Raw genomic sequence first — 17,741 nt, forward strand, 5'->3', positions numbered from 1 at the left:
TCCGCCGTGGGCGTGATCTGTCCCTGTACAGAAAATGAACGTTAATAAAATTGTCACTGTAAGAAATGAATACGGTTGAGTCGGGCTCTGGGTTCATATTTTTGCGCTCCGTGGCGAGATTGCCGCGCGCTACGGCGCGATTGTTCGACGCTTAGGGCAATGGCACCTGTCTTGCAGCCCGGACGCAACGCCTGGGGTCCGGGCGTCGATGACAAATCCGGTTGAACACTCATAACAAGGGTCAATGACATGCGAACATTCAAGGCAATCACGTTCGACTTCTGGGGAACGCTGGTCGATGTGGACACCAGTGGCGAGGCGGGCGTGGCGGCTGTGCTTGCCCAAAGCGGCGTCACTCCCGGCATGACGGCGAAAGAGCTGTATTTCAAATGGGACGATGCAACCGTACGCCGTTATCGGTCGGGCACGTGGCGACCTTATTTCGACTTTGCACTGCTGGGGCTGCAAGACGTGTTGCAACCCTTGGGTTTCGATGCAGGACCGGAGCGCTGGGCGGCACTCACTGAGACGCTGCTGAGCACGATGACGGGGGAGGCACGGCCACACCCTGAAGTGCCTGCGATCATTGCGGTGCTGAAAGAGAAATACCCGCTGATGCCGATCACCAACATGGACAATCGGCTGTTCGATCTGAACCCGTTTCGGTCCGAATTCGCTCAGGTCACCACGGCGGAAGAAGCCAAGGCATTCAAGCCGTCAGCGTTCATTTTTCAGCGGGCAATCCAGAAGCTCGGCGTACCGGCGGATCAGATTCTGCACGTGTCGCTGTCGCAGTTCGCCGACCTGGAAGGCGCGATGCCGATGGGAATGCAGGTGGCCTGGATCAATCGGTACGGCCATCCATTGGGCCAGTTCACGCCGAAGCCGTTGTATGAGTTTTCCGATCTGTCCGGGCTGAAAGGTGTGCTCGCAGGGGATTGGTAAGGGATGATGCCGTGCCGGGCTGCATTCCCCCTGAAGCAGTCCGCTAAGGTCACGCACCTGTTTGCGCCTGCGAGCACTCATTCCTGTGGCAGCGAATTCATTCGCGAAGGGGCGTACAGCCCCTACACCCTCGGCGCCATAACCCTTTTCGCGAATAAATTCGCTCTACACGTTTCGTGTACGGCGTTCTCAACCTTCGCGCGCCCTCATTTTCTATACGGCAATAAAACCGCCCACTTTCGCTGTAAAAAATCCAAACACTGTCAATAAAATTAACGTTAATTATAAATACAAACGCTGCTGTCCTATTCCCATTCGCCTCAAAATAATCCTGCACTTTCAATCAGTTATAAGCTTAAAACCAACTGGCATCCTCCTTGCTCTTTGTCAATGACATTACCAAGAGAGGTGAATCATGCCGATTGAAAAAGATTCGACCCACTGCGTCGACACGCACGTGACGTCGAACATGACCGCCCGTGCTTTCGCGACCCGGCCGGGGGAGAACTATCCCGCTGTATTAAGCACTCCGTTTTTGATCAGCGAACTGGAACGCGTGGCCGCCGACATGCTGGCGCCGCTGTTAGGCGAAGGCAAAGTGTCAGTGGGCGTCTCGGTCCACCTCGAACACCTGGCCCCGACTCCCGTGGGTTCCAAACTTCGCTCACACGCCCGTTTCACCGGGCAGGAAGGGAAACTGTTCTGGTTCGAGGTCTGGTCCGAAGACCCTGCCGGGCCGGTCGGACGGGGCAGGCACGCTCGCGCCATCGTTGATCTTTCCGCCATCGAAACACGTGCCGCTGCACGCGGCGCTTCCACGATCCAATAATAAGGATGCCTTTCATGCCTCTCGATTTACTGCACCCGGAATTTGAAACGTTGCCCGATCACGCCATTCGCCATTTGCAAGATGGCTTGTGGAAACATCAGTGGAACTACGTGCGCAATACTTCGGCTTTTTATAAAGAGAAGTTGGGCGCGTTAGTTGATCGCACGTTCACACTCGATGACCTGGAAAGTCTGCCGTTTACTGAAAAGGAAGAAGTACGCCGCAGCCAGGAACTGAGTTATCCGTTCGGCACGTACATCGCGTGTGGCAACGATAAGGTGGTGCGCGTCCATCGCACGTCCGGCACCACCGGCAAGCCATTGCAACTGGCCAACAGTCGACGCGACGTGGACTTGATTTCCGTCGTCGGCGGCCGTGCGCAATATTCCGCGGGCCTGCGACCTTCCGACCGCGTCGTGCACTGCCTGAATTACTGCCAGTGGACCGGTGGCGTCACCGACCACATGACCCTCGAAGAAGCGGGCGCAGCGGTAGTTCCGTTCGGCGTCGGCAACACCAGGCTGCTGCTGGACACCATCAAGGACCTCGGCGTCACGGCCATCTCCTGCACGCCTTCGTACCCGGCGCTGCTGGAAAAACTCCTGCGCGCGGAAGGCAAGAACCCACGGGACCTCAAGTTGCGGGTGGGCCTCTTCGGTGGCGAAGCGGGGCTCGACAACATCGAATTCCGTCAATCGATGGAAGACGTCTGGGGCTTCAGCGTGCGCAACGCGAATTACGGCATGTCTGAAGTGCTCAGCAACTTCGCCAGCCAGTGCGATCACACCCACGACCTGCACTTCCACGGCGCCGATGCGTTGTTCATCGAGATCCTCGATGCACAGAACCGCAGCCAGCCGATTCGCGAAGGCACCACCGGCGAACTGGTCTGCACCCACCTGGCGAAAGAATGCCAGCCGCTGATCCGCTTCAAGACCCGCGATGTGATCACCGTGACCGGCACCGGGCCCTGCGACTGCGGCCGCACCGGGTTCCGTTTCCGTGTCACGGGCCGTACCGACGACATGTTCAACGTGCGCGGCATCAACATTTTTCCGAGCGCGGTGCAGAAGGCCATTTTCAGTCGGCCCGATCTGGCGTCCGGTCAATTCCGCATCGTGCTGGAAGGCGCAGGCCCCTGGGACCGCATTCGGGTCAAGGCCGAGGCGGCGGCGGGCGTGGGCGAGGAGTCCTGGGAGTACGCCCGCAGGTCGCTTGAAGAGGCGATTCGCACCTTCGCCGGCGCGACGGCCGAAGTGACCATTTTGCCGATCGACAGCCTGCCGCGCACCGATGGCAAAACCGCCCTGATCGAGAGGAAGCCCGCATGAGTTATGCACTCTACAAGCGCCAGGGCGCCATTGGCATCGTGACCCTGAACCGTCCCGAGCGCCTGAATGCGATCAGCGGCGAGTTGCTGTCGGCGTTCTCCGCCGCGCTGAACGCCGCCATCGACGATGCCGAGGCCGCCGTCATTCTGCTGCACGGCGAAGGCCGCGCGTTTTGCTCCGGTGATGACCTCAAAGAGTTCGACATTCAGAGCAAGAACGACGCCTCGATCAAGGCGCACATCAGCGCGATCCAGGAAATCACCCACCTGCTGATGGGCTGCGACAAACCCGTGGTCGGTGCGCTGCACGGCTATGCCGTCGGTGGCGGGTTCGAGTGGCTGTTGAATTGCGACCTCGTCGTTGCCGCCGAGAACCTGGTGGCGTTTTTTCCCGAGATGGACTGGGGCCAGTTCGTCACGGGCGGCGTGACCCATTTGTTGCCGCAGTCCATCGGCTATCAGCGGGCCATGGAGTTGTTGTTGCTGGGCGAGCGGCAATCCGCCGAGCAGTTGTTGCGCAATGGCCTGGTGAACCGGGTCGTCGCGCTGGAGGAAACGTACGACGTCGCATTCGGGCTGGCGGAGAAGATTGCGGCGAAGTCACGGTTCTCGGTTTCCCGTCTGAAAACGCTCATCAACCAAGGGCTGGGCGCTTCGTTGTGGCGGGCAGTCGAGTTGGAGCAGGAGGTCACGATCGAAGCGTTCAGTCAGCCGGGGGCGGCGGAGCGGGTGGCAGGTTTCATCACCCGGAAAAAGTGAACCCAACCTAACGATGCATAGACGGCAATCACGAATAGAAGGGGAACAGTAAGATGAAAATCCAACGAATTCTCACAGTGTCAACGGTCCTCATGGCAATGAGCACGTCCCTGGTCCAGGCCAAGGATGTCGTGCTGGGTGTCGCGGGACCGGCCACAGGCCAATACGCATCCTTTTTCGATCAGATCACCCATGGGGCGAAATCCGCAGCAGAAGCCATCAACGCGGCGGGAGGGATAAACGGCGACACGCTGGTGCTGGACATACAAGACGACGCCTGTGATCCGAAGCAGGCGGTGGCGGTAGCGAACAAACTCGCGGCCAAGAAAGTGGCGGGCGTGATCGGCCACTTCTGTTCGTCCTCGGCGATACCGGCATCCGACGTGTACGCGGACTCGGGCATTCCGATGATCGCGTCGGCCGCCAGCAACCCGACCCTCACCGAACGCGGTTTGCAGAACGTGTTTCGCACGGCGGGTCGGGATGACAAGTCGGCAGTGATCGCCTATCAGGCCATCCTCGCTAACAAGGATTTCAAGCGCGTGGCGATCATTCATGACAAATCCACCTACGGGCAGGGCCTGGCGGATAACGTCAAGAAAGGCCTGAATGCGGGCGGTCTGCAGGAAGTGGTGTTCGACACCCTGACCCAGGGCGAGAAAGACTTCTCGACGCTGATTTCCAAACTCAAGCAGGCAAACGTTGACCTGGTGTTCTTCGGCGGTTATTTCGCCGAGGGCGGCCTGCTCGTCAGGCAGGCCAGGGAGCAGGGCCTCAAGGCCACGTTCATGGGCGGTGACGGGATTGCCTCGACGGAATTCGCCACCATCGCCGGGCCTGCGGCGAACGGCTTTTTGATGACGTTCTACCCGGACCCACGGGATAACCCGAAAGCGGCTGGCATCGTCAAACAGTTCCGCGACGGCGGCTACGAGCCCGAGGGGTACACGCTGTACACCTACGCCGCGATTCAGGCCTTCGCCGCGGCGGCGAACAACGCCAAATCGGAAGACGGCCCGAAAGTCGCCACCGCGCTGCACACCGGCACGTTCGACACCGTGTTGGGCGATGTGAAGTTCGACAAGAAAGGCGACCCGAGCACCGAGCCTTTCATCATTTACGTCTGGGAAGACGGCAAATACAAACCCCTCAAAAAATAAGAAAACCGTGAGCGCCGGTTCGTGGCCTCGCTGCCACGGGCCGATTCCGAAAACTGAATCGGGGAGTCTGTCATGGGCTATTTTCTGCAACAAACCATCAACGGCCTGACCCTGGGTGCCATCTATGAGCTGGTCGCGCTGGGCTACACGATGGTCTACGGCATCGTCGGGATGATCAACTTCGCCCACGGCGAGGTGTACATGATCGGCGCGTTCATCTCGCTGATCGCGTTCACGGTGCTGGGTCTGCTGGGCATCACGTGGGTGCCGCTGGCCATTCTGCTGGTGTTGGTCATTGCCGTGCTGTTCACCGCGATGTATGGCTGGGCTGTCGAGCGCATCGCTTATCGTCCGCTGCGTCGCTCGTTTCGCCTGGCGCCGCTGATTTCGGCGATCGGCATGTCGATCTTTCTGCAGAACTACGTGCAGATCCTCCAGGGCGCGCGCACCCGGACGCTGCCGCAACAGGTGTCCGGTGGCTTCACGCTCTGGGAAACCGACGGCTTTTCGGTGCAGGTCACCATTATTCAGATTGCCATCGTGGTCCTGACCTTCTGCCTGATGGCGCTGCTCTTTCATGCCGTCGAGCGCACACGTTTCGGCCGCTCCCAGCGGGCGTGTGAACAGGACATGGAGATGGCGGGGATGGCCGGGATCGACGTCGGCCGGACCATTTCGATCACCTTCATGGTGGGGGCCGCGCTGGCGGCCGCCGCCGGGCTGATGACCACGCTGTATTACGGTTCGGTGGATTTCTTCATCGGGTTTCTCGCGGGCGTCAAAGCCTTTACCGCCGCCGTGCTGGGCGGCATCGGGTCGATTCCGGGCGCCATGATCGGCGGCCTGCTTATCGGCCTGGTCGAGGCTTATTGGGGCGGCTATGTGTCCGGCGCGTACAAGGATGTCTCGGTGTTCGCCGTGCTGATTCTGGTGCTGACGGTCCGCCCAACCGGACTCTTCGGTCGTCCGCATCTCGAAAAAGTCTGAGGCTGCCCATGAAAAGAACAATCGCCTACACCCTTAAAGGCGCGCTGCTCCCCGCGCTGATAACGGCCTTGCTGGCGTTGCCACTGGCGGGCCTGCAGCTTCAGGACCTTGGCGGCAAAAACGGTCTGAACATCCGGCCCCTTTGGGTCATCGTGCCCGCGCTGATCGTGTTCATCGGACACTGTCTGGTGCAGCTGTTGCGCGACCGAAACCCGTCTCGACCCGTTGCGCCACGTCGGCCGTCACGGGCCTCGGCGTTCATTGCCGGTGTTTCGCCACGCCTGTTTCTGATGATCGGGATCGTCGCGCTGGTGTTTCCCCTGTTGCCGTTCACCAGCCGCTACGAGCTGGACCTGGCAACCACGTTTCTGATTTACGTCATGCTCGGCTGGGGCCTGAACATCGTGGTCGGCATGGCCGGTTTGCTCGACCTGGGCTACGTTGCGTTCTACGCCGCCGGGGCTTACACGTTCGGTTATCTCTCGGTGAATTTCGGGGTCAGTTTCTGGCTGGCGTTGCCGTTGTGCGGTCTGGTCTCGGCGTCGTTGGGCCTTCTGCTGGGCTTTCCGGTGCTGCGTCTGCGGGGGGATTACCTGGCGATCGTCACCCTCGGGTTCGGTGAGATCATCCGCATCTTCATCATCAACCTGACCGACATCACGGGCGGCCCCAACGGCATCGCGGGGATCTCACGTCCCAGCTTTTTCGGTCACCCCTTCGCCCCGTCGGCGCCGGATGGCACCACCACGTTCGCGGATTTCTTCCACCTGGATTTCTCGCCCGATCACCGCTTCATGTGGCTGTACTACATCATCCTCGGGCTGGCGGCGCTGACGTTGCTGTTCACCGAGCGGCTGCGCCGTCTGCCGATTGGCCGGTCGTGGGAAGCATTGCGTGAGGACGAGACTGCCTGCCAGGCCGTGGGCATCAACCCGACGTCGGTCAAGCTGACGGCCTTCTCACTGGGCGCGATGCTTGGCGGGTTCGCCGGGTGTTTCTTCGCTGCTCGGCAAGGTTTCATCAGCCCCGAGAGTTTCACCTTCACCGAGAGCGCGATCATCCTCGCCATTGTGGTGCTGGGCGGCATGGGCAGCCAATTGGGCGTGGTCCTCGCTGCGGTGGTGCTGGTGGGCCTGCCGGAGCTGGGGCGGGAGTTCGCTGAATACCGCATGCTGCTGTTCGGCCTGGCGATGGTGTTCATCATGATCTGGCGACCCCAAGGGCTGATCGCCGGACGCAAGCCTTCCATTCTGGCGCCCGCTGAATCACCCCCTCTTCATGTTTCGGAGTCACTGCAATGAATCGGCCCACGAGTGCCAGGCTGTTGTCCGTCGAAGGGTTGAGCATGCATTTCGGCGGGATCAAGGCCATTGAAAGCCTGGACTTCAAAGCGGCCAGCGGCGAGATCACGGCGGTCATCGGCCCCAACGGTGCGGGCAAGACTACGGCGTTCAACTGCGTCACCGGGTTTTACCGGCCCACCTCGGGCAAGATCACCATCGCGGGGAACGATAGCCAGATTCGCGTCGATCATTTGTCCGGCCATCAGATCGTGACGCAAGCCGGGATCGCCCGGACCTTTCAGAACATCCGTCTGTTCCGGGGCATGACCGCGTTGGAAAACCTGATGGTGGCCCAGCACAACGTGCTCAGCGGCAAGGGCCTGTTGCAGATCGCCGGGTTGTTCGGCCTGAAGGCCTATCGCGACAGGGAAGAAGCGGCCGTCGAGAAGGCCATGACCTGGCTACGCCGCATGAACCTCGCGTCACGGGCTGACGAACTGGCGGGCAATCTGTCTTACGGCCAGCAGCGTCGTCTGGAAATTGCCCGGGCGATGTGCCTGGATCCCGGCTTCCTGTGCCTCGACGAACCAGCGGCGGGCCTCAATCCCCGAGAGTCAGGTGAGCTGGGGGAAGACTTGCAGCGGCTCAAGACCGAAAACGGCGTCGGCGTGCTGCTGATCGAACACGACATGAGCGTGGTGATGAACGTCTCGGACCGTATCGTCGTGCTGGAATACGGCAAGAAACTGGCCGAGGGCACGCCGGACTACATCAAGGAACATCCGGGCGTGATCGCGGCCTATCTGGGGCAAAGCGACAGTTCATCCACGTTGAAGCGCTTTCCCCGTGAAGGCCGGGTGCCGACCACGTTCTCGCCGCCGGTGTTGGCGGTGGAAAACCTGCACGCCAGTTATGGCGCGGTGCAGGTACTGCATGGCATCGACCTGGAAGTGCGGCAGGGCGAGATCGTCACGCTGCTGGGCGCGAACGGGGCGGGCAAGTCGACGTTGCTCAAGACCATTTTCGGCGCGCCCGCGGTGAAGACCGGTTCGATCGCGTTCTGCGGAAAGCCGCTGAAGGGGTTGCTGTCCCATCACGTCGCGGACCTGGGCATTGCCCACTCGCCGGAAGGGCGGCGGATCATGCCCAAAATGACGGTGGTGGAGAACCTGCAGATTGGCGCGTTCTTGAGCGATCCGAAGCATTTTCAGGACGACCTGAAGAAAGTGTTCCGGCTGTTTCCTCGTCTGGAAGAGCGCAGTTGGCAGCGGGCGGGCACGATGTCCGGTGGTGAGCAGCAAATGTTGGCCATCGGACGGGCATTGATGCAGCGACCCAGACTGCTGTTGCTGGACGAGCCGTCGCTGGGCCTGGCACCGCTGGTGATTCGCCTGATTTTCGATGCGATCCAGAAGATCAATCTGGAAGATGGCATTACCGTGTTGCTGGTCGAGCAGAACGCAGCGATGGCGTTGTCGATTGCCGACCGGGGTTACGTGCTGCAGACGGGCAGGGTGGTGCATGCCGGTGATGCCGAGGTGTTGGCCTCGCAACCGGAGATCCGGAATGCATATCTTGAAGGGATGACGGCACCGTGATTCCATGGAGCGGGCAATGATGGCGCGGCCAATGACGGCAAGCGATCCGAACGATTTCTTGAGAGTGCGATAGCAATGGACATGGCCAAAGCAGACCCGCTGGTAGCCCACCTCAGTGAGCTGTGCGACTTGTTCGGCTCGATGTTCCCCGAGGCCATGGTCAGCGTGGCGATTTACGACGACCGCTATCGCCTCCGGAATTCTGCCGGGCTGATCACCTTTCCGTCCGCAGTGCCTGCCGCACGGCGTCCGGTGGAGGAAACGCCGGTGATCGGCGAGTGCAGCGGTCGCACGCTGGCGATGGTGAAAATGCCCACTGCAACCGGGCAGGCGGCGCTGTTTTTCGCGGTGTGCTCGGCGGACCCGTTGCCTGAAGACGTGCTGGTACGCCTGTGTCGCATGGGCTCCGGGTTCGTCGCCCGCACGGTCGATTTGCTGGAGCAGGCCAGTGCATCGCAGCAGCTGTTCCGCGAACAGAAAGCGATCATGGACAACATGTCCGACGGCCTGCTGGTGCTGGACCGTTTTGGGGTGCTTCGTTACCTCAACGCGCCGGGCGGGCGCATGCTGGGGATCGATCCGAAGAAAAGCATCGGTCACGAGCTGCGCAAGGTCATCGATTTCGAGCCCTTCATCACGCCGATTTTTGACACCAAAAAAGGTTATGTCGACCGCGAGCTGGAGATCCGCTCCAGTCGACTCAATCTGCACATTCTCGACACCGCCGTGCCGATCATCGATGAAGACGGCACGGTGGTCTCCATCGTCAACACCTTCCACGAAATCGCCCGGGCCAAGCGGCTCTCCAATCGTATGGCGGGGGATTTGGCGCGTTATCACTTCACCGACATCACGGGGCGCTCGCCCAAGCTGACCGAGGCCGTGGCCATCGCCAAACGGGCGGCGAACTCCGATGCCAACGTCCTGCTGTTCGGCGAGAGTGGCACGGGCAAGGAAGTGTTCGCGCAGTCGATTCACAACGAGAGCAAGCGGGCGGGGGCGTCCTTCGTGGCCGTGAACTGCGCGGCACTGCCCCGGGACCTGATCGAAAGCGAGCTGTTCGGCTACAGCCCCGGGAGCTTCACTGGCGCGGATAAAGCCGGACGACTGGGCCGGTTCGAACTCGCGGCGGGGGGCACGATCTTCCTCGATGAAATCTCGGAAATGCCCCTCGACGTTCAGGCCAAGTTGCTGCGGGTGCTGCAAGAGCGGCAAGTGACCCGGATCGGCGGCGCCACCAGCATCGCCCTCGACGTACGGGTGATTGCGGCGGCCAACCGCGACCTCACCGACATGGTCGCCAAAAAGGCGTTTCGCGATGACCTGTTCTATCGCCTCAACGTGCTGCGCATCGACCTGCCGTCCCTGCGCGAACGCGTCGACGACATCGAAATGCTGATCGACCAATGCGTTCAGCGGACCTGCACCTTGCTGCATCGCTCGCTGATCGAACTCGGTCCGGCCGTGATTCACACCCTGCGCAACTACAGCTGGCCGGGCAATGTGCGGCAACTGCAGAACGTCATCGAGCGCCTGGTCAACATGACCGATGGCGACCACGTGGCGGAGATGCCGGTGGGCTGGCTTGGCGATGAAAGCGCGGTGGTGTCCCCGACCGCTGTGCCCGACAGCGCCGCGAACGTCATCAGCCTCGCCGAAACCGAACGCCTCACCATCGTCGGCGCCCTGCGCGCGTTCGACAACAACGTCACCCGCACGGCATCCGCCCTGGGCATCACCCGGCCGACGCTCTACAAGAAGTTGAAGCAGTACAAGGCGGAGGTGTAGCGCCGGGCTTCCACAGGTAACGGGCACGACGCGAGATTGTGAGTGCCGGGCTCTCTCTGTAGCCGCGATGCTGAGGACACGTGTTGGCCTTGGGCACTCACTCCTGTGGGAGCGAATTCATTCGCGAAGGGGCGATACAGCCTCCACAGCTCGATTGCCCTAACCCTTATGGCGGCAGGCCCCACGGTCAAAGCGCATAGTGCTGCAGCGCGTTGGCAATCACCATCCGCTGCACTTCGCTTGTGCCTTCGTACAGCTGGGTGATCCTCGCGTCGCGGTAGTACTTCTCCACCGGATAGTCTTCCAGGTAGCCATAGCCCCCATGAATCTGAATGGCTTTGGAGCACACCCGCTCGGCCATCTCCGACGCGAACAGCTTGGCTTGGGAGGCTTCGGTCAAACACGGCTCGCCAGCACTTCTCAACCGTGCCGCGTGCAGGATGAGCAGGCGGGCGGCGTTGAGTTGGGTGTGCATGTCGGCGAGCAGGTTGGCGATGCTTTGGTGCTGGATGATCGCCTGGCCGAACTGCACGCGATCACGGGCGTAGGCGAGGGCTGCTTCGAAGGCGGCGCGGGCGATGCCCAACGATTGCGCGGCGATGCCGATGCGGCCGCCTTCGAGGTTGGAGAGGGCGATGGCCAGCCCTTTGCCCCGTGGGCCGAGCAGATTGGCTTCGGGAATCGCGCAGTTGTTGAGCGTCACGGCGCAGGTGTCCGAAGCCTTGATGCCCATCTTGTGTTCGCTGCGGTCCACGACGAAACCGGGGTTGTCGGTGGGCACCAGAAAGGCCGACAGCCCCTTCTTGCCCAGCTCCGGATCGGTGACGGCGAACACAATCGCCAGCTGTGCACGCTTGCCGTTGCTGACGAATTGCTTCGCGCCGTTGAGCACCCACTGGCCATCGCGCAGTTCGGCGCGGGTCCGCAGGTTGTGCGCCTCCGAACCGGCTTGGGGCTCGGTCAGGCAGAAGCAGCCGATGGCCTCACCGCTGGCCAACATCGGCAACCAGTGTTCTTTTTGCTCATCACTGCCGTAGCGCAAGACCGGGCCGCAACCCACGGAATTGTGAATGCTCATCAGCGCGCCCACCGCGCCATCGCCCGCCGAGATTTCCTCCACCGCGAGGGCGTAGGCGACGTAGTCGATGTACGTGCCACCCAGCTCTTCGGGCACGATCATGCCCAGCAGGCCCAACTCACCCATCTTGCGGACCAGGGCGTCATCAATCCAGCCGGCCTTTTCCCAGGCCTGTGCGTGGGGCGCGATTTCGTTGCGGGCGAACTCGCGGGCCATGTCGCGGATCATCCGCTGCTCTTCAGTCAAGTCGTGGTCGTTCATCGTGGGGCTCTCTTGTCAGGGGACGACGGTCAGACCGTGGCCAGGGTATCGAGTGTGTGCACAGGGTGGCCGTCGAAGAACGCCAGCACCTGTGCGTGCGGTAATGCCTCAATGTTCGGGGGGTTCCAACGCGGGGTTTTGTCTTTGTCGATGATCAGCGCGCGCACGCCTTCCATGATGTCGCCCTTGGCGAACCACTGACGGTCCAGGTGCAGTTCCAGCGCGAAGCACTGCGCCAACGATAGGCTCCGGCCACGGCGGATCAGCTCCAGCGTGACGGCCATGGCCAGCGGCGAGCGGCTGTCGAGTACCTTGATCGTTTCTTCGGCCCAGTCCCGATACGCCGGACGGTCTTCCCGCGACAAGGCGTCGCGAATCGACACGATGTCCGGCAGCGCGAAATACTCATCGATCACGCGGCGCATGGCCTTGAGTTCCGCGCCCGGCAGCAGCTTGGTGGTCATGGAGGTCACGAGCGTGCGCAGGGTCTGCGTCGGGTCGTTTTCCCATTGGAGTGCGTCGAGGCGCTGGTCAAATGCCTCCAGCGATTCGCGGGGCAGGCACATGTCGGCGAGCCCTGCGTAGAGCGCGTCGGCCGCTCTCGCCTGAACCCCGGTGACGCCGAGGTAAACCCCCAATTGGCCGGGCAGGCGCGACAAAAAATAACTGCCGCCCACGTCCGGAAAATAGCCGATCCCCACCTCCGGCATCGCCATTTTCGCCCTGCCAGTGATGACACGGAATGTGGTGCCCTGCACCAACCCCATGCCGCCGCCCAGCACCAGCCCGTCCATCAAGGCCACGGTGGGTTTCGGGTAAACGTGGAGGCAGTGATCGAGGGCGTATTCCTCTTCGAAGAACACGCGGTGCAAGCTGTCGCCCGCCTGGAAACTGTTGTACAGCGAGCGAATGTCACCCCCGGCGCAGAAGGCTTTTTCGCCCTCGGCGCGAAGCACGACGGCGAGCACCTCGGGGTCGTCCGCCCAGGCCTGCAGGTGTTGATGCAGGGCGCGAATCATCGGCAGGGTGAGGGCGTTCAGCGTCGCGGGCTGATTGAGCGTCAGGTGGCCAATCCGGTTGCGCACGTGTGCGGTAACGGGGGCCTGAGCGTCCAGGGGCAGTGTGTCGCATTCCATCAAGGCACCTCGATAGGTCGGTCGCACGCTCACGGGTAAGCGGGCCGTTCACGGAGAAAGAAAAGGCGGGGGATCAGGCGAGGGCGTGCGTCATGAGCGTCGGTGCCCGGAGCGCTCACACCCGTGCGCATCGCTACACGAGGCAGGGTATTCGCTGACGAGGGCGGCAGACGGGCAGGCGGTGAAACGTGGGTGCAAGGCTGGCATTGTTGTTGTTCTCCGTGCGTGACGCTACTGGCAATCCCTCACCTTGTGAGCGGGGGACTGAGCGACTTGCCGAGATGCTAGCAGTGCATTTTTATTAGTTTCAACTCACCTTTCTGCATTGTGAGTCTGCATTTTTGCACGGGTGTCGGTCAGTGATCGGGCACGACCGACAGCGAGCGTTTAAGACAACGCAATGTGAAGCTGGAGCGTGAATGAGTGATGCCGGGCACCTTGTAAAGCTTCTTGCGCAAGAACGCTTCGTAGCCCGCCGTGCCGTCCACGGCCACTTTGATCAGGTAGTCATAGTTGCCGGTGGTGAGGTAGACCTCCAGCACTTCGGGCATGTCCGCCATGGCTTTGCCGAACGCTTCGAGGACCGAGTCGTCATGGCGCTCAAGGGTGATTTCAATGATCACGGTTTCCGCCGCCCCGAGCAGCGACTGATCGAGCACCGCGGTGTAGCCCGTGATGTAGCCGAGGGTTTCCAGACGGCGGGTTCGCTGCCAGCAGGGGCCGGGGGTCAGGCCTATTTCCTGGGCCAGTTGGGTGTTGCTCAGGCGACCGTCCCTTTGCAGGGCTCGAAGAATTTCACGATCAATGCGGTCGATCTTTTTGTTGTTTTCGGCCATCTCGAAATATCCATTCACAACGCAGGAAGGTATTGAAGGAATCTCCTGCCTGATTAACAAAACGACGAAACATTTGGAAGCTCATTTTGACGATTCATCGATAGGCTTTTGTTGTTCGGACAATACCCCTGCTCATCCCAAGGGTGAGCGAGTGCTGCCACGACAATAAAAATAATTCGAGGAAGCCCCAATGGTTGAGTATCCCCCACTGAGTCTGGCGGTGCCCGCGCCTGAGCTGCGCCCTGGCGACCGGCCGGACTTCTCCCGCGTGTCGATCCCCGAAGCAGGCGCCATGCGCCGTCCCGCTGTCGATGAAAACGCTGAGCACATGCGCGACCTCGCGTTCGGCATCATTCGCGTACTGGATCAGGACCATCTGGCGGTCGGACCCTGGGCCGACGACCTTGGCCTGGACGATGCGGCGCTGATCGCCGGGCTTGAGCACATGCTGACCCTGCGCGCCTATGACGTCCGGATGTTCTCGGCCCAGCGCCAACAGAAAACCTCGTTCTACATGCAGCACCTCGGCGAAGAGGCGATCTCCTGTGCCTTCCGCATTGCCCTCGAAAAAGGTGACATGAACTTCCCGACGTACCGCCAGGCCGGTCTGTTGATCGCCGGTGGTTACCCGATGAAGTCAATGATGTGCCAGGTCTATTCCAACGACGCCGATACGCTGCGCGGTCGGCAGTTGCCGGTGTTCTACTCGTCGAAAGAGCATGGTTTTTTCTCGATCTCCGGCAACCTCGCCACGCAATACATTCAGGCGGTGGGCTGGGCCATGGGCTCGGCGATCATGAACGACCGCAAGATCGCAGCGGCCTGGATCGGCGACGGCTCCACGTCCGAAAGCGATTTCCACGCCGCGCTGGTGTTCGCCTCGACCTACAAGGCGCCGGTGGTGCTGAACATCGTCAATAACCAGTGGGCCATTTCTACGTTTCAGGGCATCGCCCGAGGTGGCGCGGTGACCTTTGCCGAACGCGGCCATGGCTTCGGCATTCCGGCGTTGCGGGTCGATGGCAACGATTACCTCGCGGTGTACGCCGTCGCGAAATGGGCCACCGAACGCGCCCGTCGCAACCTCGGCCCGACCCTCATTGAATACGTCACTTATCGGGCGGGCGGCCACTCCACCTCAGACGATCCTTCGGCGTATCGCCCCAGCGATGAAAGCAGCGCCTGGCCGCTGGGCGATCCGGTGACGCGCCTGAAAAATCACCTCATCGTGCGCGGCGTCTGGTCCGAAGAACGGCATGCCGAAGCCGAGGAACGCATCATGGCCCACGTCATTGCGACCCAGAAAGAAGCCGAGGCGATCGGCACGTTGCGCAGCGGGCAGCGACCCAGCCCCAGTGAAATGTTCGACGACGTGTACGCCGAGATGCCTGAGCATCTGCTGCGTCAACGTCATGAAGCGGGGTATTGAGTCATGGCTCGACTGACGATGATTGAAGCGATTCGCGATGCCATGGATGTCGCGATGGAAAAAGACCCCCACGTGGTGGTGTTCGGCCAGGACGTGGGTTATTTCGGCGGGGTGTTCCGCTGCACTGCCGGCTTGCAGAAAAAATACGGCGCCTCCCGCTGTTTCGACGCACCGATCTCGGAGCTGGGGATCGTGGGCGCGGCGATTGGCATGGCGGCCTACGGCATGAAGCCGTGCGTGGAGATTCAGTTCGCCGATTATATGTACCCGGCGTATGACCAGATCGTCTCCGAAGCGGCGCGTTTGCGTTACCGCTCGGCGGGGGAGTTCACCTGTCCGCTGGTGGTGCGCATGCCCACGGGCGGCGGCATCTATGGCGCCCAGACCCACAGCCAAAGCCCCGAATCGCTGTTCACCCACGTGGCCGGGATCAAGACCGTGGTGCCGTCCAATCCCTACGACGCCAAGGGCCTGTTGCTCGCCTCGCTGGAAGACCCGGACCCGGTGATCTTTCTGGAGCCGAAGCGGCTGTATAACGGCCCGTTCGACGGCCATCACGACCGCCCGGTGGTGCCGTGGAAATCCCATGAGCTGGGCGAAGTACCCGACGGTCGCTACATCGTGCCGCTGGGTCAGGCGGCGGTGCGTCGCGAAGGCAAGGCGGTCACGGTGCTGGCCTACGGCACGATGGTGCATGTCGCGCTGAATGCCGCCGAGGAATCCGGGGTGGACGCAGAGGTGATCGACCTGCGCACGTTGATCCCGCTGGACCTGGAAACCATCGCTCGCTCGGTGCGCAAGACCGGGCGCTGCGTGATCGTTCACGAAGCCACGCTGACTTCCGGTTTCGGCGCTGAACTGGCTGCACTGGTGCAAGGCGAGTGCTTCTATCACCTGGAAGCGCCGATCCGTCGCGTGGCGGGTTGGGACACGCCGTACCCCCATGTGCATGAGTGGAATTATTTCCCCGGCCCGGCCCGCGTGGCCGAGGCGCTGACCGCAACGATGGAGGCTTGAGCATGGGTACGCATGTGATTCGGATGCCCGACATCGGTGAGGGCATCGCCGAAGCGGAATTGGTCGAGTGGGTAGTTGCGCTAGGCGACAGGGTGAAGGAGGACGACACCCTCGCCACGGTGATGACTGACAAGGCAACGGTGGACATTCCTTCGCCGGTGAGCGGCAAAGTGACTTGGCTCGGTGGCGAGTTGGGCGCGCTGATCGCGGTCGGCGCGGAATTGATTCGCCTTGAGGTCGAGGGTGAAGGCAACGCTCGCGCTGGAGCACCGGTGGCGCAGTCGAGTGAAGCGAGTCCTGTGGCCGCTGAGCCGTCCGGTGTCGAACCCGCCCCGGACGCCTATGCGCAGACGGCATCTCCCGAGAAACCTCAGTCAGTTCGATCCCCCTCTGAAATGCCATCTGCGTCTGTCACGCCGGGACCATTGCGGGCCGAAGGGGAGAAGCCGTTGGCCTCGCCGTCGGTGCGCGGCCGTGCCCGCGACGCGGGAATCGATCTGCGCCAGGTGCGCGGGTCGGGCGGTGCCGGACGCATCACCCATGACGATCTGGAGGCGTGGATCGCGGGCGGTGGCGTGGCTCAAGGGGCAGGCAAACCGGCGCGGGACAACTCGGTCAATGAGGTCCGCGTCATGGGCCTGCGGCGCATGATCGCCGAGCGCATGCAACTGGCCAAACGCACCATCGCCCACATCACCATCGTCGAAGAAATCGACGTCACGGCGCTGGAAGACCTGCGCAGCAAACTCAACGGTCAAGGCGGGCACACCAAGCTGACCCTGCTGCCGTTCGTGATGAAAGCGATGGTCCTGGCCGTGCGTGATCAGCCCGGCCTCAACGCCCATTACGACGACGAAGCCAACGTGATTCGTCAGTTCGCCGGGGTGCACATCGGCATTGCGACACAGACCCCCGGCGGCCTGATGGTCCCGGTGGTGCAGCACGCCGAGACCTTGAACCTCTGGCAGTCCGCGGATGAAGTGGCGCGGGTCGCAGAAGCGGCGCGGACCGGCACGGCAGCGCGTGAAGAATTGTCCGGCTCCACCATCACCATCAGCTCGCTGGGTCCGCTGGGCGCGTTGTCCACCACGCCGATCATCAACCGTCCGGAGGTGGCCATCGTCGGCATCAACCGTATGGCCGTGCGGCCCCATTGGGACGGCGCGGCGTTCGTGCCCCGCAAGATGATGAACATCTCGTGCAGCTTCGATCACCGGGTGATCGACGGCTGGGACGCGGCGGTGTTTATCCAGCGTCTGAAGGCGCTGCTGGAAACCCCTGCGTTGATGTTCGTGGAGCAATGAC

At 61.8% G+C, this 17,741-nt stretch carries 15 protein-coding genes and 1 pseudogene; 13 read left to right on the plus strand and 3 right to left on the minus strand.

Annotation, left to right across the window (positions count from 1 at the left end; all coding sequences use genetic code 11):
- The first annotated feature begins 249 nt into the window (after window positions 1-249).
- The 10 genes and pseudogenes from ACWKWE_RS13450 to ACWKWE_RS13495 all read left to right on the plus strand — a co-directional run bounded on the left by ACWKWE_RS13450 (window position 250) and on the right by ACWKWE_RS13495 (window position 10,679).
- Window positions 250-945: an HAD family hydrolase gene (locus ACWKWE_RS13450; protein WP_483850788.1), complete on the plus strand. Its 696-nt coding sequence runs from the start codon at window positions 250-252 to the stop codon at window positions 943-945.
- Window positions 946-1,360: 415 nt separating this feature from the next.
- Window positions 1,361-1,774 (plus strand): thioesterase family protein, encoded by a 414-nt coding sequence (locus tag ACWKWE_RS13455; RefSeq protein ID WP_483850789.1) that lies wholly within the window; start codon window positions 1,361-1,363, stop codon window positions 1,772-1,774.
- Between the two features lie 14 nt (window positions 1,775-1,788).
- Window positions 1,789-3,105, plus strand: a complete 1,317-nt coding sequence (locus tag ACWKWE_RS13460; RefSeq protein ID WP_483850790.1) for a phenylacetate--CoA ligase family protein — start codon at window positions 1,789-1,791, stop codon at window positions 3,103-3,105.
- Window positions 3,102-3,863, plus strand: coding sequence for an enoyl-CoA hydratase/isomerase family protein (locus tag ACWKWE_RS13465; RefSeq protein WP_166598248.1), 762 nt, complete (start codon window positions 3,102-3,104; stop codon window positions 3,861-3,863). Before ACWKWE_RS13460 ends, ACWKWE_RS13465 begins: the two co-directional genes overlap by 4 nt.
- A 53-nt stretch (window positions 3,864-3,916) precedes the next feature.
- Complete coding sequence (locus tag ACWKWE_RS13470) at window positions 3,917-5,023, plus strand: branched-chain amino acid ABC transporter substrate-binding protein (RefSeq protein ID WP_483850791.1); 1,107 nt, start codon at window positions 3,917-3,919, stop codon at window positions 5,021-5,023.
- Window positions 5,024-5,095: 72 nt separating this feature from the next.
- On the plus strand, window positions 5,096-6,010 hold the full coding sequence (locus tag ACWKWE_RS13475; protein WP_483850792.1) for an ABC transporter permease subunit: 915 nt from the start codon (window positions 5,096-5,098) through the stop codon (window positions 6,008-6,010).
- A 20-nt stretch (window positions 6,011-6,030) separates the two neighbouring features.
- Window positions 6,031-7,311 (plus strand): high-affinity branched-chain amino acid ABC transporter permease LivM, encoded by a 1,281-nt coding sequence (gene livM, locus ACWKWE_RS13480; RefSeq protein ID WP_483850968.1) that lies wholly within the window; start codon window positions 6,031-6,033, stop codon window positions 7,309-7,311.
- 44 nt (window positions 7,312-7,355) lie between these two features.
- Window positions 7,356-8,099: pseudogene (locus ACWKWE_RS13485) on the plus strand (ABC transporter ATP-binding protein); the annotation flags it as partial.
- A gap of 75 nt (window positions 8,100-8,174) precedes the next feature.
- On the plus strand, window positions 8,175-8,891 hold the full coding sequence (locus ACWKWE_RS13490; RefSeq protein WP_483850969.1) for an ABC transporter ATP-binding protein: 717 nt from the start codon (window positions 8,175-8,177) through the stop codon (window positions 8,889-8,891).
- Between the two features lie 81 nt (window positions 8,892-8,972).
- Window positions 8,973-10,679, plus strand: a complete 1,707-nt coding sequence (locus ACWKWE_RS13495; protein WP_218576418.1) for a sigma-54 interaction domain-containing protein — start codon at window positions 8,973-8,975, stop codon at window positions 10,677-10,679.
- Between the two features lie 187 nt (window positions 10,680-10,866).
- Here the strand turns inward: ACWKWE_RS13495 and ACWKWE_RS13500 are convergent, their stop codons facing one another.
- The 3 genes from ACWKWE_RS13500 to ACWKWE_RS13510 all read right to left on the minus strand — a co-directional run bounded on the left by ACWKWE_RS13500 (window position 10,867) and on the right by ACWKWE_RS13510 (window position 13,990).
- A complete protein-coding gene (locus ACWKWE_RS13500; RefSeq protein WP_483850793.1) occupies window positions 10,867-12,018 on the minus strand; it encodes an acyl-CoA dehydrogenase family protein in 1,152 nt (383 codons plus the stop codon).
- Between the two features lie 29 nt (window positions 12,019-12,047).
- A complete protein-coding gene (locus tag ACWKWE_RS13505) occupies window positions 12,048-13,154 on the minus strand; it encodes an enoyl-CoA hydratase/isomerase family protein (RefSeq protein ID WP_483850794.1) in 1,107 nt (368 codons plus the stop codon).
- A gap of 356 nt (window positions 13,155-13,510) precedes the next feature.
- Window positions 13,511-13,990, minus strand: coding sequence for an Lrp/AsnC family transcriptional regulator (locus ACWKWE_RS13510; RefSeq protein WP_166598255.1), 480 nt, complete (start codon window positions 13,988-13,990; stop codon window positions 13,511-13,513).
- A gap of 190 nt (window positions 13,991-14,180) precedes the next feature.
- On the opposite strand from ACWKWE_RS13510, the gene ACWKWE_RS13515 reads away from it, so the two are divergent.
- The 3 genes from ACWKWE_RS13515 to ACWKWE_RS13525 are packed head-to-tail and all read left to right on the plus strand — an operon-like array spanning window position 14,181 to window position 17,740.
- A complete protein-coding gene (locus tag ACWKWE_RS13515) occupies window positions 14,181-15,419 on the plus strand; it encodes a thiamine pyrophosphate-dependent enzyme (protein WP_483850795.1) in 1,239 nt (412 codons plus the stop codon).
- Between the two features lie 3 nt (window positions 15,420-15,422).
- Window positions 15,423-16,436, plus strand: coding sequence for an alpha-ketoacid dehydrogenase subunit beta (locus ACWKWE_RS13520; RefSeq protein WP_483850796.1), 1,014 nt, complete (start codon window positions 15,423-15,425; stop codon window positions 16,434-16,436).
- Window positions 16,437-16,438: 2 nt separating this feature from the next.
- Window positions 16,439-17,740, plus strand: a complete 1,302-nt coding sequence (locus tag ACWKWE_RS13525; RefSeq protein ID WP_483850797.1) for a dihydrolipoamide acetyltransferase family protein — start codon at window positions 16,439-16,441, stop codon at window positions 17,738-17,740.
- Window position 17,741 lies beyond the last annotated feature (1 nt).

It is taken from the genome of Pseudomonas salicis, from assembly GCF_057128705.1.